We start from the raw sequence: 15,076 nt of genomic DNA, 5'->3' as shown, positions 1-15,076 counted from the left end.
GGCTAGCTTCTGTGGGGACAGGGGTGTTTCGAATTGTGGCCGGTGCGCCGGTATTACTCCGACGTCGCCGTTTCGCGCACGACACGCTCCGGCACCGGATGGCGCGCGGCGAGGTCGTGGTAATGCTCGGGATGCGTGTGCGTCGTGATGCGGTCGATCCAGGCCATCACGAGCGCGGAGAGCAGGAAGGCGACGTGGATCGCCACCTGCCAGATCACGGTGCGCTCGGAAACGGCATCAGGATTGATGAAGGTTTTCAGCAGATGAATCGACGAAATGCTGATGAGCGCCATTGCGAGCTTCACCTTGAGCACGCCGGCGTTCACATGGTCGAGCCATTCGGGTTCGTCGGGGTGGCCTTCGAGGCCCATGCGCGAGACGAAGGTCTCGTAGCCGCCGACGATCACCATGATGAGCAGATTCGAAATCATCACCACGTCGATCAGGCCGAGCACGGCGAGCATGATGCTCGTCTCGTCGAGCGACGTCGCGTGGCTGACGAGATGCCAGACTTCCTTGAGGAACAGCACGCAATAGACGATCTGCCCGACGATCAGGCCGAGGTACAGCGGCACCTGCAGCCAGCGGCTCATGAAGATGATGCTGGGCAGCAGCGGCATGCGATGGCGGGACGGCGGCTGGGGACGAGCGGCTGACATGTGCGTTGTGGGTCGCGATGATCGTGGGAACCGGACGAAACGCCCGCAGCAGGCGCAACGGACGGTTCTGACGATTCGGGCAGGGCCGCGACGGCGCGCGCCGCGCGCGCTGGCACGTATTTCACGTTCGCGCGCTGCGCCGCAATGCCGCAGGGGCCGGGCGGGCGCTATTGTAACGCGTCGGCGGCGCGCGTCGCCGGGATGCGGGCAGACAAACTTTCAGGTCGCTTACGTCAGGACAGGGCCGAGGCGATTCAAACGCCGCCAGGCAAGGCGCTGCGGCAGGGCCAGTTCAGCACGCCAATTCAGAGCGCCAATTCAGCGCACCGCTTGCAGTCCACCGGCTCAGGACGCCACGGGCGGCAGCCGCTTCGTCTTGACGCTCGCGAGCGCGATGCCCGCGATCACGCAGGCGAGCGCGACGCCGTGCGCGGGCGTCGGCCGCTCGCCGAGGAAGACCATGCCGTAGAGCGCGGCGGCCACCGGCAGCACGGCCGTGAACACGCCCGCGATGCTGCCGGGCACGTGACGGATGCCCATCATCCAGAGCACGAACGAGAACACGCTCGCCGAGAGCCCGTACCAGATCACGAGGCCCCAGACGCCCGCAGGCACGCTCGCGTAGTCGAACGAGAACGCGCCGGCCAGCCCCACGGGCAGCATCAGAAAGAAGCCGAACAGATGGGTGTACGCGCAGATTTCGAGCGGCGCGAGCGTCTGCGTGAGACGGCGCGAGAGGATCACGTAGAGCGATTCGCAGCAGACCGCGCCGAGCACCATCAGATTGCCCGCGAACGAGCCGGGATTGTGCGCGTCGGCGTCCGCGTGCGCGAGATTGACCACGGCGATGCCCGCGATGGCGAGCACGATCGACGCGAAGGCGCGCGCGTCGGGACGCTCGCGCAGGAACAGCCACGCGAACAGCGCGACCACGGCCGGAATCGTGCTCGTGATGACGCCCGCGGCGACGGCGCTCGTGCGATGCACGCCGCCGAGCATCAGCAGCGTAAACCCGAATGTACCGAAGAGGGCCTGAAGGAACAGATTGATCCATTCGTCGCGCTTCACGCGGCGCATGCGCGCGAGGCGCAGCAGGGGCCAGAGCACGGCGAGCGCGATCACGAAGCGCAGCAGCGCGAACAGCGGAACAGGCAAATAGGCGACGATCGACTTGCCGATGCCGACGTTACTGCCGACCAGCAGCATGGCGGCGACGAGAAAAAATGAATGGCGGTTCAAGCTGGAATCCGGGCGCAGAGATCAGTTAGCATTCTAAATGCCCGCTTAATGCCTCGCCAGGGTGGCCGGTGAAGGCAGCGAGGTGTGCCACAAGGCGATGCGGCGCGCGACGCCTTGGGGCAAACCCCTGCGACGCGCAGGGCCGCACGTAAGTAGCGGGTAAGTTGCCACGCTTAACCTTTGAACGCATGGGCCTCGCGCGCGGGCCCGTGCAAACCGCCGGCTGCGAAGTTCGTGCGCGTTTCACGCGCCCCGGCTTCGCCGCTTCGAGCGGTAGTAAACAACGCGCCGCCGCGCGTCCAGGCTTGCCTGGATCGCAGCGCGGCGGCACATGGAGACGGCGCGTGCAGGCATCGAAGATGCTGGGCGCGTCCACGAGTTTGACGTTTCATCTTCACCAAGGGGTTGTCGATGTCTGCGATTGAATCGGTTCTTCAGGAACATCGTGTGTTTGCGCCGTCCGCGCAAACGGTGGCGGACGCTACGGTGTCCGGCATGGAGGCTTACAAGGCGCTGTGCGCCGAAGCCGAACGCGATTACGAGGGTTTCTGGGCGCGCCTCGCGCGCGAAACGCTGACCTGGCAAAAGCCCTTCACGAAGGTGCTCGACGAGTCGAAGGCGCCGTTCTACACCTGGTTCGAGGACGGCGAACTCAACGCCTCGTACAACAGCCTCGACCGTCACGTGGAAGCGGGTAACGGCGAGCGTGTCGCCATCGTCTTCGAAGCCGACGACGGCACCGTCACCAACATCACGTATCAAGACCTGCTCACGCGCGTCTCGCGCTTCGCGAACGCGCTCAAGAAGCGCGGCGTGAAGAAGGGCGACCGCGTGGTCATCTATATGCCGATGTCGGTCGAAGGCGTCGTGGCGATGCAGGCCTGCGCGCGCATCGGCGCGACGCATTCGGTGGTGTTCGGCGGCTTCTCGTCGAAGTCGCTCAACGAACGCATGGTCGACGTGGGCGCGGTCGCGCTCATCACCGCCGACGAGCAGATGCGCGGCGGCAAGGCGCTGCCGCTCAAGAACATCGCCGACGAAGCCATCGCCATGGGCGGCTGCGACGCGGTGAAAACCGTGATCGTCTATCAGCGCACCGGCGGCAAGGTTGCCTGGCACGAAGGCCGCGACCTCTGGATGCACGAAGTCTCCGCGGCGGAAAGCGACGTCTGCGCGCCGGAACCGGTCGGCGCCGAGCATCCGCTTTTCATCCTCTATACGTCGGGCTCGACGGGCAAGCCCAAGGGCGTGCAACACAGCACGGGCGGCTATCTGCTGTGGGCCGCGCAGTCGATGAAGTGGACCTTCGACTGGAAGCCCAGCGACGTGTTCTGGTGCACCGCCGACATCGGCTGGATCACGGGCCACAGCTATATCGCCTACGGCCCGCTCACGATCGGCGCGACCCAGGTCGTGTTCGAGGGCGTGCCCACCTACCCGAACGCGGGCCGCTTCTGGGACATGATCGCGCGCCACAAGGTCAGCGTGTTCTACACGGCGCCCACGGCCATCCGCTCGCTGATCAAGGCCTCGGAAGCCGACGCCAAGGTGCATCCGAAGAGTTATGACCTCTCGTCGCTGCGCATACTCGGCACGGTCGGCGAGCCGATCAATCCGGAAGCGTGGATGTGGTACTACGAGAACGTCGGCGGCAAGCGCTGCCCGATCGTCGACACCTGGTGGCAGACCGAAACCGGCGGCCACATGATCACGCCGCTGCCGGGCGCCACGCCGCTCGTGCCGGGTTCGTGCACGCTGCCGCTGCCGGGCATCATGGCCGCGATCGTCGACGAAACCGGCCAGGACGTGCCGAACGGGCAGGGCGGCATTCTGGTCGTCAAGCGTCCGTGGCCGTCGATGATCCGCAACGTCTGGGGCCAGCCCGAGCGCTACAAGTCGGGCTACTTCCCCGAGGAACTCGGCGGCAAGCTCTATCTCGCCGGCGACGGCAGCGTGCGCGACAAGGAAACCGGCTACTTCACGATCATGGGCCGCATCGACGACGTGCTGAACGTCTCGGGCCACCGTCTGGGCACGATGGAAATCGAGTCGGCGCTGGTGGCCAATCCGCTCGTGGCCGAAGCGGCCGTGGTGGGCCGCCCCGACGACACGACCGGCGAAGCCGTGGTGGCGTTCGTGGTGCTCAAGGCCAACCGTCCGCATGGCGACGACGCCGTGAAGCTCGCCAACGATCTGCGCGCCTGGGTGGGCAAGGAGATCGGGCCGATCGCCAAACCGAAGGACATCCGCTTCGGCGAGAACTTGCCGAAGACGCGCTCGGGCAAGATCATGCGCCGCCTGCTGCGCTCGCTCGCGAAGGGCGAGGCGATCACGCAGGACGTTTCCACGCTGGAGAACCCGGCGATTCTCGATCAGCTCGGCGAGTCGCTTTAAGCTCACAGAAGGCGCGCGGCGGCCCGCTTCGACCCGCTTCGACGGGCCGCCCGCAACGCTTCCCCCGGTCGCACCGAGTTGCCCCCAATTGCCGGTCATGCGCCTTTTTGCTACACAGGCGCATGGCCGCGCCACACACCACTCCCCGGAACAACGTCAATCCCTTGCCTGAGCCGCCCGCGGTCAGCGAGGCGATGGCGCACGCGCATCGGCGCTACTGGCGTTTCAATCTCGCGCTGATCGCCGTGCTCATGACGATCGGCTTCGCGGTCTCGTTCGTCGCGCCGCTGTTCGCGCGCACGCTCGACGGACTGCGCTTCGCCGGCTTCAGCTTGCCGTTCTACCTCGGCGCGCAAGGGGCGATTCTGATCTACGTGGCGCTCGTCGTCGTTTATATCGTGCTGATGCAGCGCGCCGACCGCGTGCTGCAAGCCGCGCGCGAAGCCGACCTGGCCATCCGCCAGGCCAGCCAGGCGCCGCAACGATGAAGCTCGCGCACCGGCTTATCCGCTCCTACGCGCTCTATACGCTCGGCTTTCTCGCCTTCGTCTTCGTGATGGGGCGCATCGAGCGCGTGACCGGGCCGGGCATGTGGATCGGCTACGTGTTCCTGTTCGTGCCGATCGCCGTCTATGCCGTGATCGGTCTGCTCTCGCGCACCTCGGACCTCGTCGAATACTACGTCGCGGGACGCCGCGTGCCCTCGGTCTTCAACGGCATGGCGACGGCGGCCGACTGGCTCTCGGCGGCCTCGTTCATCGGCCTCGCGGGCTCGCTCTACGCGACCGGCTACGACGGCCTCGCGTACCTGATGGGCTGGACCGGCGGCTACTGCCTCGTCGCCTTCCTGCTCGCGCCGTACGTGCGCAAGCTCGCGCGCTACACCATCGCCGATTTTCTGGGCACGCGCTTTTCGAGCAACCTCGTGCGCGCGCTCGCCGTGCTGGCGACGATCCTGTGCTCGTTCGTCTATCTCGTCGCGCAGATCCAGGGCGTGGGGCTGATCGCGGTGCGCTTTATCGGCGTGGACTTCGCCATCGGCATCTTCTGCGGACTCGCGGGCATTCTCGTGTGCTCGTTCCTCGGCGGCATGCGCGCGGTGACGTGGACGCAGGTCGCGCAATACATCATCCTGATCGCGGCGATCCTGATTCCCATCTCGCTGATCGCGCATCGCGACGGACTCGGCTGGGTGCCGCAACTCAATTACGGCAACGTGATGCAGCGCGTGGAAACGCTCGAACGCGACGTGCGCGCGTCGAGCGCCGAGGCCAATGTGCGCGACGAATACGAGCGGCGCGCGGCGCTGTGGCAATCGCGCATCGATGCGCTGCCGGGTTCCTATGTCGAGGAGAAATCGCGCCTCGTCGATGCGCTCGTGGATCTGCGCCGCCATAACGGTCCGCTGCGCGATATCGATTCGCTGGAGCGCGAGGTCGCGCGCTTTCCGCGCGACGCCGAGGCCGCGCGCATGGCGTGGACGCGCGCGCGCGACGACCTGCTCGCGCTGGCGACGCCGCCCGTGCCGATGCACGAAGCGTTTCCCGCCGAAAGCGACGAAGCGCGGCGCGTGCATCAGCGCAATTTTCTGTCGCTGCTGCTGTGTCTTTCGCTGGGCACGGCGAGCCTGCCGCACATTCTCACGCGCTACAACACGACGACTTCGGTGGCGTCGGCGCGGCGCTCGGTCGGCTGGACGCTGTTCTTCGTCGCGCTGTTTTATCTGACCGTGCCGGTGCTGGCGGTGCTGATGAAGTACGAGATTCTTTCGCATCTCGTCGGGCAGCATTTTTCGGATCTGCCGCATTGGGTGATGCAGTGGCGGCGCGTGGAGCCGTCGATGATCAGCGTGAGCGACGTGAACGGCGACGGCATCGTGCATTGGGGCGACATTCAGATGCAGGCCGATATGGTCGTGCTCGCGGCGCCCGAGATCGCGGGGCTGCCGTATGTGATGTCGGGATTGATTGCATCGGGCGCGCTCGCGGCCGCGCTGTCGACCGCCGATGGCTTGCTGCTCACGATTTCCAACGTGCTTTCGCACGATGTCTACTACCACATGGTCGATCCGAATGCGTCGAGCCAGCGGCGCGTGACGATGTCGAAGATCCTGCTGCTGGGCGTGGCGTTGTTTGCTTCGTGGGTCGCTTCGCTGAACGCGGGGAATATTCTGTTTCTGGTGGGCGCGGCGTTTTCGCTGGCGGCGTCGAGTTTATTTCCGGTGTTGGTGCTGGGCGTGTTCTGGAAGCGCACGACGCGGCTCGGCGCGGTGGCGGGGATGATCGCCGGGCTGGTCGTGTGCGTGTATTACATCGTCTCGACGTATCCGTTTTTCACGCAGTTGACCGGGTTCGAAGGCACAAGGTGGTTCGGCATCGACGCGATTTCTTCAGGCGTGTTCGGCGTGCCGGCCGGGTTTCTGGTCGCGATCTTAGTGAGTCTTGTCGATCGGAAGCCGGATGAGTATATGGTCGCGCTGGTGGATTATATTCGGCATCCTTAGGAGTTGATGGTCCGGCAAATCGAAGCGACGCGGAGCGAACGCGCCACGTCCGATTCATCGAGCCGCTGCGGAATCGTTCCTAAGCTCCATCAACGCTTGATGGACTCGCTCCATTAACTCCTCCCAATTTCCTGCTTCCCGCTGCCGGAAAATACGTGCGCTCGGATACCACGGCGAATCATCGCGCTCAAGCAGCCAGCGCCAACAGGAATCGTGGCGAGACAGAATCCAGACGGGTTTATTCAATGCGCCCGCGAGGTGCGCAACCGAGGTATCGACGGTTATGACCAAATCCAGACACTCGATGATTGCCGCCGTTTCGGCGAAATCAGATACGTCCCGCATCACGTCCAATGGCCGTATCTCTTCGGGAAGCTCGTAAATTTGTTTCTCTGCCGATTCGCCTTTTTGCAAACTGAAGAAGTTCACATTGTCGATACCTAGCATCGATGAAAATAAGGCAAGGCGCATGGATCGGCGCTTGTCGACTGCATGGCAATGGGGCTCATTCGGCCGGGGATCGCCACTCCATACAATCCCAACATTCAACTCGTTCGATGGAATTTTCGATTTCCAGAATCCAACCCGATCACGCGGCGCTCGCAGATACGGCGTGTGATTCGGGATCGTTTCAATCGTCGTATGGCAATTGAACGGCAAGCTCATGATCCAGCACCAGTAATCATGCGCTGAGATGGTCCCTTTGCCATCTAACGCAAATACTTCGTCAACGCCATCGAGACTTTCGAAGAGTCTTTTCTGTGACGGTGCGCAGGCAATATCGACCCGACTGGCGCCGCGCTCCTTCAAAACCCGTGCGTAGCGACAAAACTGGATGATGTCGCCAAAGCCGTGTTCCGGCCAAATGAGCAAGGATTTACCCGCCAACGATTCACCATTCCAATGAGGATAAGGGAACGCGGGTGGGCCGCCGCGGCTGCCCGGCTTCCGATCGCGAAGGCGATATTCGAAGTGCGCAAATCCACGAGCATAGTCGCCAAGACTTAGCAGCGCAGACGCCATGTGCTGATTGGCATTGAGATGCTCTCGCTCGATCGCCAGCGCGGATTCGAGCATTGGAATACTTTCACGCACTCGATGTTGGCGCAACATCGCCGCCGCAATGTTGGCAGCGATGTCGGCCGAACCTGGGTTGTGAATCAACGCTTGGCGAAACAAGGATTCGGACTCGGCAATAGCGTCCCGCTCATACAGCATCAAGCCGAGATTAGTCGCTGCCAGCCAGTTCCTGCTGTCACTTTCCATAATGGAGCGAAATTCAATCTCTGCTTCTTGAATGCGTTCTGTTTTCCAGTAAAGGACGGCTAGATTGTTCCGGGCCGCGTTATATGATGGCAATGCCGCCGTTGCGCGAAGAAAATATTCCTCGGCTTCGTCAAAACGCCCCATGTCTCTCAAGACCAATCCAAGGTCATTCAAGGCGGGCGGCCATTCGTCTTTGATATGAAGTGCGTCGCGAAATGCGTGTTCGGCCGCATGTAGATCATGGCTCGCATATCGTTTGTATCCATATTCCAGATGACGATCAGCCAAGGCATCCACGCCCGCTTTCGATATGTCCAGAAAAGTAGGGAAGTCGGGTGGCGTCATTGATATATCCCCCTCACGCTTACATTGAATTCAAGATCTGGAGCCGCGTAGGTTCAAATTTCTTGTGTACGCGCCGCACGCGCGAAAGTTAATGCTTTCAGCGGAAGAGGGATGCTTGCGCGCTTCTTCAGAGCCAAACATCAGATACGTCTGAATTGAGGCGTGAGTGATTCGTAGCGCATTCGTGATGAAGCGCGGTTTGATGTTTGGCAATGCGCCAGCAGGGGGAAGGGGGTTCAGATCGAGGCTTGGTGGCTCGGTGCTTCGATTGATAGGCAGATGCCCGTGGCGCGCGGTTGGCGGCGCAATTAACCGTTTGCTTTGGCTTCGCGCTCGACGCGGGTCGCTGCGATGATCGTCGGCCATTCTTTGCCGGTCATCGCCCTGTAGTTGGCAGGCGCGGCTTCCAGCTTGCCGTTCACCTCGGCGCGCTGGGTCGGCTTACTGCGGACGCGATGGGCGGCAAGCCTGTGCCCGTTGATGGGCAAATTGGCCGGCCGGAAAAAACAAAAACCCCGCAAGTCCTTGAACTTACGGGGTTTCGGGAATTTTTCCTGGCGGAGAGAGGGGGATTCGAACCCCCGATAGGCTATTAACCTATACACGCTTTCCAGGCGTGCGACTTAAACCGCTCATCCATCTCTCCGGCGGGACGCGAATTATAGCAGAGTCTGGACGGCGGGGGGAGGGCGTCGCCGGGGCGTCGAAATTTGCCCTTCGCGATCCCGTCAAAACAACGAGGAACCCACAACAATCGCGCTCACCTTCTGCAACGCATTGAGGAATGGCTTTGTCCCGCAGCGACTTCGGGCTGAACTCGTCCACCGATACGCCGACGCTCACCGTCGTCGCCATCCGCCACACCTTCTGACGTCCTATACAAGCACCGCCGAGGCGCTCAGCACGCGCGCGGCGCTTCGTCGATAATGCTTCGTCGATCCATCGAGGAGTCCGCGCGTGAAGGTCAGCGAAGCCGTCAACAGCCGCAAATCGGTGCGTCAGTTCTTGCCCGATCCCGTCGATCCGCAGGTGATTCGCGCCGTGCTCGCCACCGCGTCGCGCGCGCCGTCCGGCGGCAATCTGCAGCCGTGGCACATTCACGTCGTGGGTGGCGAGAGGCTCGCGGCGTTCAAGTCGATCATGGCCGCGCGTATCGCCGAAGCGCCCGAGGGCGAGCGCGGCGAGTACGACGTCTATCCGCGCGAACTCACGCCGCCGTACCGCGACCGGCGTTATCAGGTGGGCGAAGATCTCTATCGCAGCATCGGCATCGCGCGCGACGACCGGCCAGGCAGGCTGCGTCAGTTCGCGCGCAATTTCGCGTTCTTCGACGCGCCGCTCGCGCTCTTTTGCAGCGTCGACCGGCAGATGGGGCCGCCGCAGTGGTCCGATCTCGGCATGTTCCTGCAGACGGTCATGCTGCTGCTGCGCGAAGCCGGCCTGCATAGCTGCGCGCAGGAATGCTGGGCGCGCTATGCGCGGACGGTCGGCGACTTTCTCGCGCTGCCGGATGAGCGCATGCTGTTTAGCGGCATGGCGATCGGCCACGAGGATGTCGCGGCGCCGATCAACCAGTGGCGCTCGGCGCGCGTGCCGCTCGACGCGTTCGTCCAGTTCGACGGCATCTGAACGTCGCGAACCGCCGCGCAATACCGCGATTTAAGCTATTTGAAAGCTGATTGCGTCACGGCGTGACGCAATGCCTGTTTTCGGTGCGTCAGGGCGCGGATGATGCGATCAAAGCGCCGCGCGGATGCGTTCGGCGACCGCTTCCAGTTGCGCCTTGTCGGCCATGTCGCGCGCGTGCATGCGCAGTTCTTCGCCGTTGCGGCGCGGAATCAGGTGGAAATGCACGTGCGGCACGGTCTGGCCGGCAGCCGCGCCGTTGAATTGCGCGATCATCAAACCGTCGGGCGTGAGCGCCTTGCGCAGCGCCGCGGCGAGCGTGTGCACCATCGCCATCGCCGCGTTCAGCGCCTCGGGCGACAGCTCGTAAATCTCTTCCGCGCCTTCCTTCGGCAGCACCAGCACGTGGCCTTCCGATTGCGGCATCACGTCCATGATCGCGACGGCGGCGTCGTTTTCGGCCAGTTTGATGGAGGGAATTTCGCCGCGCAGCAGCTTCGCGAAGATGTTGTTGGTGTCGTATGCCATGGGTTTTCCTCGGGTTTTCTTCGAACGTCTCGTGCGAGCGCGCCGCAGCCGCGCCCGTTTCTCCGGGCCGATCTCTTGGCCGATGCCGCAGCCGATCTCGCGCCCCAGCCGCCGATTATCGCCTGGCCGACGCCCGAAAGCGGGCTGTCCGCGTCCCTGCACTTTTTTTGAAGCGGGTGCATCATAGAGGTTCTCGCAGCGAGCGCGACGACGAAGTCTTGATAGCAACCTCTTGCATGTGGCCGGAGTGAGGCGCAGGGCGCCGGTTCCGGTCTTGACGGAGCACGTATGGCAACGACCGATCTCGAAGCAGCCCAACCCGCCCGCGAGGCCACGGGTTCGGGGGCCTGGCGATTTACCGCCCAACTCCTGGCGCGCGCCGACGTCAAGTTCAACGGCACGCGGCCGTGGGACATGCGCATACACGATCCGCAGGTGCCCGAGCGCGTGCTGGCGCTCGGCAATCTCGGCCTCGGTGAAGCCTATATGGACGGCCAGTGGGATTGCGAGCAGCTCGACGAATTCTTCTCGCATGTGTTGCGCGCGCATCTAGACGACCAGATCGATCCCGCTCGTCTCGTCTTTCACGCGCTCAGGGCGCGCCTCATGAACCGACAGACCGCGCGTCGCGCGTGGAAGGTTGGTCAGCAGCACTACGATATCGGCAATGCGTTTTACGAGGCCATGCTCGACAAGCGCATGACCTACACCTGCGGTTACTGGCAGGGCGGCGCGAAGACCCTCGATGAAGCGCAGGAAGCCAAGCTCGACATGATTTGCCGGAAGCTCGGCCTGCAGCCGGGCATGCGTCTGCTCGACATCGGCTGCGGCTGGGGCAGTCTCATGAAGTTCGCCGCCGAGCACTACGGCGTCTCGTGCGTGGGCGTGACCATTTCGAAGGAGCAGGCCGCGCTGGGCGCAGCCAGTTGCGAAGGGCTGCCGGTGGAGTTCCGGTTGCAGGATTATCGCCTGCTCGACGAGAAGTTCGATCGTGTCGCCAGCGTAGGCATGTTCGAGCACGTCGGGCCGAAAAACTACCGCACGTATATGGAAGTCGCGCATCGCTGTCTCGACAGCGAAGGGCTGTTCCTGCTGCACACGATCGGCAAGAATCGTCGCGACACCACGCCCGATCCGTGGATCGACAGATACATTTTCCCCAACGGTGAATTGCCGACCATCGGCCAGATCGCCGATGCCTCGGGCGGCTTGTTCGTCACCGAGGACCTGCACAATTTCGGCGCCGATTACGACCGCACGCTGATGGCGTGGCACGCGAATTTCGAAGCCGCGTGGCCGCGTTTCGAAGCGGAAATGGGCCAGCGCTTCTATCGCATGTGGCGTTACTATCTGCTGTCCTGCGCGGGTGCATTCCGCGCGCGCGATATTCAACTCTGGCAGTTCGTGCTGTCGCGCAATGGTCGGATGGGCGGTTATGCGCGCCCCGAATTGCCGACGGCGGAGTAATCCGCTACGTGTGAAAAAGGCCTTGTTTCAAGGCCTTTTTCGAATGCAGTCGTTTGAAAGCAAACCGCATGCGCCAATGGCGAGGCGGTTTTTTTTATTCGTCTGAGCGCCGAACACATTGAATGCATTTAACGCATGACAGCCGCGACCGTTGCGATGCCGAGTATCGTCATCAGCACCGAGGCGCACACGTGAATGACGATCTCGCCCGCCGCCCAGCCGAAGCGACCTTCCTGAAGATGCGCGACGACTTCGGCGGAGAAGGTCGAAAACGTCGAGAGGCCGCCCATGCAGCCGGTGATGACGAACAGGCGCCATTGCGGCGAAACCTCGGGCAGACGCATGAACGCCGCGACCGCCACGCCGATCACGTAACCGGCGATCACGTTGGACGCGAGCGTGCCGAGCGGCAGCGAGGGAAAGAGCGCGTTCAGCCGCAGGCCGAGCACCCAGCGCAGCAGCGAACCGAGCGCGCCGCCGATGCCGACGGCGAGTATGGACAGATACATGTCAGGGGTCGTGGTGAGCGCAATGAACGGCGCGCACGGCGTAGCGGCGCGCTCCGGCCTGGACCCCAAAGTGTAGCAGCGCGGCTCTGCCGCCGTGCGTGCCGTGTGCCGCGTCAGACGAGCCCGCCGTTGGCGCGCAGCGTCTGGCCGTCGACCCAGCCGCTGTCCGGGCCCGCGAGGAACGACACGACCGAGGCGATGTCCTCGGGTTGGCCGAGGCGTTCGAGCGGCGGCATGCTCGCGAAATGGCGAATCTGTTCCTCGGTCTTGCCTTCGAGAAAGAGGGCGGTGGCGACCGGCCCTGGCGCGACCGCGTTCACCGTGATGCCGCGTCCGCGCAGTTCCTTCGCGAACACGCGCGTGAGCGCTTCGACCGCGCCCTTGGTGGCGTTGTAGATGCCGTAGCCGGGCAGATTGAGCGCGAGCGCCGTGGTCGAAAAGTTGATGACGCGTCCGCCGTTCGCGAGTTTCGTGGCGGCTTCGCGCATCGTGTTCAGCGTGCCGCGCACGTTGATGTCGAACATTTCGTCGTAGAGCGCGTCGGCCGAATCGGCGAGCGTGGCGATCTTCATCACGCCCGCATTGTTGACGAGCACCGTGGGCTGGCCGAGTTGCGCGAGTGTCGTCTCGAACAGCGCGCGCACTTCGTCGGACTTCGCGATATTGGCTTTCACGGCGATCGCGCGGCCGCCCGCCGCCGTGATCGACGCGACCAGGGCGTCGGCTTCGCGTGCGCTCGACGCATAGTTGACGACGACCGCATGGCCGTCGCGGGCCAGCCGCGCGGCCACGGCGGCGCCAATGCCGCGCGACGCGCCGGTGACGATGGCCACGCCGCGCGCGGTGGTGGAGTTTGTGGTTGCGGTGTTCATGCTCGATCTCCATTCGATGGGTGTCCGCCGCAGCGGGAATGGAGTCGATCATGCGGGAATTCGCGCCGCCGGTCATTGCGCGGCGGCGGGTTTCATCATTCCATTTCGATTAACAATCGACCGGGCGCACGCGAAGGTTAGTGAACATTGAATCTGCCTGCACACGCGCCCGCGTCGAAGTTCAATACGCGATGCAGACCGATTTCGTCTCGGTGTAGGCGTCGATGATCGCGCGGCCATGTTCGCGGCCGATGCCCGACGACTTGAAGCCGCCGAACGGCAGCGCCGGGTCGACCATGTTGTGCGTATTCACCCAGACCGTGCCCGCCTGCACGCCATCGACCACACGCAGCGCGCGATCGAGCTGATTGGTCCACACGCTCGCACCCAATCCGTACTCCGAAGCATTGGCGGCCGCGATCGCTTCCTCGACGTCGTCATACGGCATCGCCACGAGCACGGGGCCGAACACTTCCTCGCGCACGACCGTGAGCGGCCGGTTGCCGGCGTTCGCGATCACGGTCGGCTCGACGAAGAAGCCCGCGCGCTGACCATCGCCGCCGCCCGCGAGAATCTCGCCGCCTTCCGCGCGGCCCTGCGCGATCATGCCCGCCACCTTGTCGCGATGGCGCGCGGACACGAGCGGCCCCATCTGCGTGGCCGCATCGAAACCGGAACCGAGTACCGTATTGCGCGCGACGGCCGCGATGCCGCCGACGATCTCATCGAAGCGCGCACGCGGCACATAAAGGCGCGAGCCCGCGGTGCAGACCTGACCGTGATTGAAAAAGATCGCGCCTGCCGCACCTTCGATCGCGCGTTGCGGATCGCAGTCGTCGAGCACGATCACGGGGCTCTTGCCGCCGAGTTCGAGCGAGACGCGCTTCAGATCGCTCGCGCACTGCTTGCCGATGATGCGGCCCACTTCGGTCGAGCCGGTGAACGTGACCTTGTCCACTTGCGGATGACGCACGAGCGCTGCGCCCGCCGTCTCGCCCTGGCCCGTGACGACGTTGAACACGCCTGGCGGAAAGCCCGCTTCGTGCGCGAGTTCGGCGAGGCGGATTGCGGTGAGCGGTGTTTCCTCGGCCGGTTTGAGCACGACGGTGCAGCCGCAGGCGAGCGCGGGCGCGATCTTCCACACGGCCATCAGCAGCGGGAAATTCCACGGCACGATCGCGGCGACCACACCGGCAGGCACGCGCCGCGTGGACGCGTTGTAGCGCACGCCCGGCGGAAACGCGAGCGAGAGATCGACGGTGCTGCCTTCGATCTTGGTCGCCCAGCCCGCCATGTAACGCAGCCATTGCACGCTGCCGCCCACTTCGAGCATTTTCGAAAAGCCGAGCAACTTGCCTTGATTGAGCGTTTCGAGCGCGGCGAGTTCGTCGCCATTTTGCTCGACGAGATCGGCGAGCTTGAGCAGCAGACGCTCGCGCGCGGCGGGCGGCAGACGTCGCCATGTATCGGCTTCGAAGGCGCGGCGCGCGGCGCCGACTGCTGCGTCGATGTCGGCATCGCTGGCGTCGGGCACCTGCGCGATTTCATTGCCGCTGGCCGGATTGAAAACGGCGAAGCTGCGGCCGTTGCCGCTCTCGACGAAGCGTCCGTCGACGAACATCTGCGTGCGGATCGTATGCGTGAAATCCTGGCGGTCCATCTTGTCTC

At 63.8% G+C, this 15,076-nt stretch carries 12 protein-coding genes and 1 tRNA gene; 5 read left to right on the top strand and 8 right to left on the bottom strand.

Annotated elements, in window-relative coordinates; all coding sequences use genetic code 11:
• Positions 1-53: 53 nt before the first annotated feature.
• Together U4Y88_RS06975 and U4Y88_RS06970 are read right to left on the bottom strand one after the other, a co-directional pair.
• Positions 54-659, bottom strand: coding sequence for a TIGR00645 family protein (locus tag U4Y88_RS06975; RefSeq protein ID WP_224017896.1), 606 nt, complete (start codon positions 657-659; stop codon positions 54-56).
• A 345-nt stretch (positions 660-1,004) separates the two neighbouring features.
• On the bottom strand, positions 1,005-1,898 hold the full coding sequence (locus U4Y88_RS06970; RefSeq protein ID WP_310634305.1) for a DMT family transporter: 894 nt from the start codon (positions 1,896-1,898) through the stop codon (positions 1,005-1,007).
• 411 nt (positions 1,899-2,309) lie between these two features.
• On the opposite strand from U4Y88_RS06970, the gene acs reads away from it, so the two are divergent.
• The 3 genes from acs to U4Y88_RS06955 all read left to right on the top strand — a co-directional run bounded on the left by acs (position 2,310) and on the right by U4Y88_RS06955 (position 6,795).
• Positions 2,310-4,292: an acetate--CoA ligase gene (gene acs, locus U4Y88_RS06965; RefSeq protein WP_321783144.1), complete on the top strand. Its 1,983-nt coding sequence runs from the start codon at positions 2,310-2,312 to the stop codon at positions 4,290-4,292.
• Between the two features lie 164 nt (positions 4,293-4,456).
• Positions 4,457-4,780, top strand: a complete 324-nt coding sequence (locus tag U4Y88_RS06960; RefSeq protein ID WP_405045160.1) for a DUF4212 domain-containing protein — start codon at positions 4,457-4,459, stop codon at positions 4,778-4,780.
• Positions 4,777-6,795, top strand: a complete 2,019-nt coding sequence (locus tag U4Y88_RS06955; protein ID WP_321783142.1) for a sodium:solute symporter family protein — start codon at positions 4,777-4,779, stop codon at positions 6,793-6,795. The genes U4Y88_RS06960 and U4Y88_RS06955 overlap by 4 nt, the downstream gene beginning before the upstream one ends.
• A gap of 54 nt (positions 6,796-6,849) precedes the next feature.
• Here U4Y88_RS06955 and U4Y88_RS06950 read toward each other — a convergent pair whose 3' ends face one another.
• Both U4Y88_RS06950 and U4Y88_RS06945 read right to left on the bottom strand, forming a co-directional pair.
• Positions 6,850-8,406 carry a tetratricopeptide repeat protein gene (locus tag U4Y88_RS06950; RefSeq protein WP_321783140.1) on the bottom strand — a complete coding sequence of 519 codons (1,557 nt, stop codon included), beginning with the start codon at positions 8,404-8,406 and terminating at the stop codon, positions 6,850-6,852.
• Positions 8,407-8,961: 555 nt separating this feature from the next.
• Positions 8,962-9,052: transfer RNA gene (locus U4Y88_RS06945), tRNA-Ser, on the bottom strand.
• 311 nt (positions 9,053-9,363) lie between these two features.
• On the opposite strand from U4Y88_RS06945, the gene U4Y88_RS06940 reads away from it, so the two are divergent.
• Positions 9,364-10,035, top strand: coding sequence for a nitroreductase (locus tag U4Y88_RS06940; RefSeq protein ID WP_321783138.1), 672 nt, complete (start codon positions 9,364-9,366; stop codon positions 10,033-10,035).
• 108 nt (positions 10,036-10,143) lie between these two features.
• Here U4Y88_RS06940 and U4Y88_RS06935 read toward each other — a convergent pair whose 3' ends face one another.
• Positions 10,144-10,560 carry an HIT family protein gene (locus U4Y88_RS06935; RefSeq protein WP_224012413.1) on the bottom strand — a complete coding sequence of 139 codons (417 nt, stop codon included), beginning with the start codon at positions 10,558-10,560 and terminating at the stop codon, positions 10,144-10,146.
• A 288-nt stretch (positions 10,561-10,848) separates the two neighbouring features.
• On the opposite strand from U4Y88_RS06935, the gene cfa reads away from it, so the two are divergent.
• Positions 10,849-12,027 (top strand): cyclopropane fatty acyl phospholipid synthase, encoded by a 1,179-nt coding sequence (cfa, locus tag U4Y88_RS06930; protein WP_224012414.1) that lies wholly within the window; start codon positions 10,849-10,851, stop codon positions 12,025-12,027.
• A gap of 128 nt (positions 12,028-12,155) precedes the next feature.
• Here cfa and crcB read toward each other — a convergent pair whose 3' ends face one another.
• The 3 genes from crcB to styD form a co-directional block, all read right to left on the bottom strand.
• Entirely contained in the window at positions 12,156-12,536 is a 381-nt protein-coding gene (crcB, locus tag U4Y88_RS06925) for a fluoride efflux transporter CrcB (protein ID WP_224012415.1), read from the bottom strand.
• Positions 12,537-12,649: 113 nt separating this feature from the next.
• Positions 12,650-13,408 (bottom strand): SDR family oxidoreductase, encoded by a 759-nt coding sequence (locus U4Y88_RS06920; RefSeq protein ID WP_321783136.1) that lies wholly within the window; start codon positions 13,406-13,408, stop codon positions 12,650-12,652.
• A 181-nt stretch (positions 13,409-13,589) separates the two neighbouring features.
• Positions 13,590-15,068: a phenylacetaldehyde dehydrogenase StyD gene (styD, locus tag U4Y88_RS06915; RefSeq protein WP_321783134.1), complete on the bottom strand. Its 1,479-nt coding sequence runs from the start codon at positions 15,066-15,068 to the stop codon at positions 13,590-13,592.
• Positions 15,069-15,076: the final 8 nt, after the last annotated feature.

The sequence above is a fragment of the Paraburkholderia sp. J94 genome, from assembly GCF_905220285.1.
In the GTDB taxonomy this organism is placed as follows: Bacteria; Pseudomonadota; Gammaproteobacteria; order Burkholderiales; family Burkholderiaceae; genus Paraburkholderia; species Paraburkholderia tropica_A.
This window is presented reverse-complemented; position numbering and strand designations above follow the sequence as displayed.

What these genes read in the sequence shown, in the direction of transcription:
- U4Y88_RS06975 (WP_224017896.1), bottom strand. Translation starts at nt 659, where the DNA reads ATGTCAGCCGCTCGTCCCCAGCCGCCGTCCCGCCATCGCATGCCGCTG.
- acs (WP_321783144.1), top strand. Translation starts at nt 2,310, where the DNA reads ATGTCTGCGATTGAATCGGTTCTTCAGGAACATCGTGTGTTTGCGCCG.
- U4Y88_RS06955 (WP_321783142.1), top strand. Translation starts at nt 4,777, where the DNA reads ATGAAGCTCGCGCACCGGCTTATCCGCTCCTACGCGCTCTATACGCTC.
- U4Y88_RS06950 (WP_321783140.1), bottom strand. Translation starts at nt 8,406, where the DNA reads ATGACGCCACCCGACTTCCCTACTTTTCTGGACATATCGAAAGCGGGC.
- U4Y88_RS06935 (WP_224012413.1), bottom strand. Translation starts at nt 10,560, where the DNA reads ATGGCATACGACACCAACAACATCTTCGCGAAGCTGCTGCGCGGCGAA.
- cfa (WP_224012414.1), top strand. Translation starts at nt 10,849, where the DNA reads ATGGCAACGACCGATCTCGAAGCAGCCCAACCCGCCCGCGAGGCCACG.
- crcB (WP_224012415.1), bottom strand. Translation starts at nt 12,536, where the DNA reads ATGTATCTGTCCATACTCGCCGTCGGCATCGGCGGCGCGCTCGGTTCG.
- U4Y88_RS06920 (WP_321783136.1), bottom strand. Translation starts at nt 13,408, where the DNA reads ATGAACACCGCAACCACAAACTCCACCACCGCGCGCGGCGTGGCCATC.
- styD (WP_321783134.1), bottom strand. Translation starts at nt 15,068, where the DNA reads ATGGACCGCCAGGATTTCACGCATACGATCCGCACGCAGATGTTCGTC.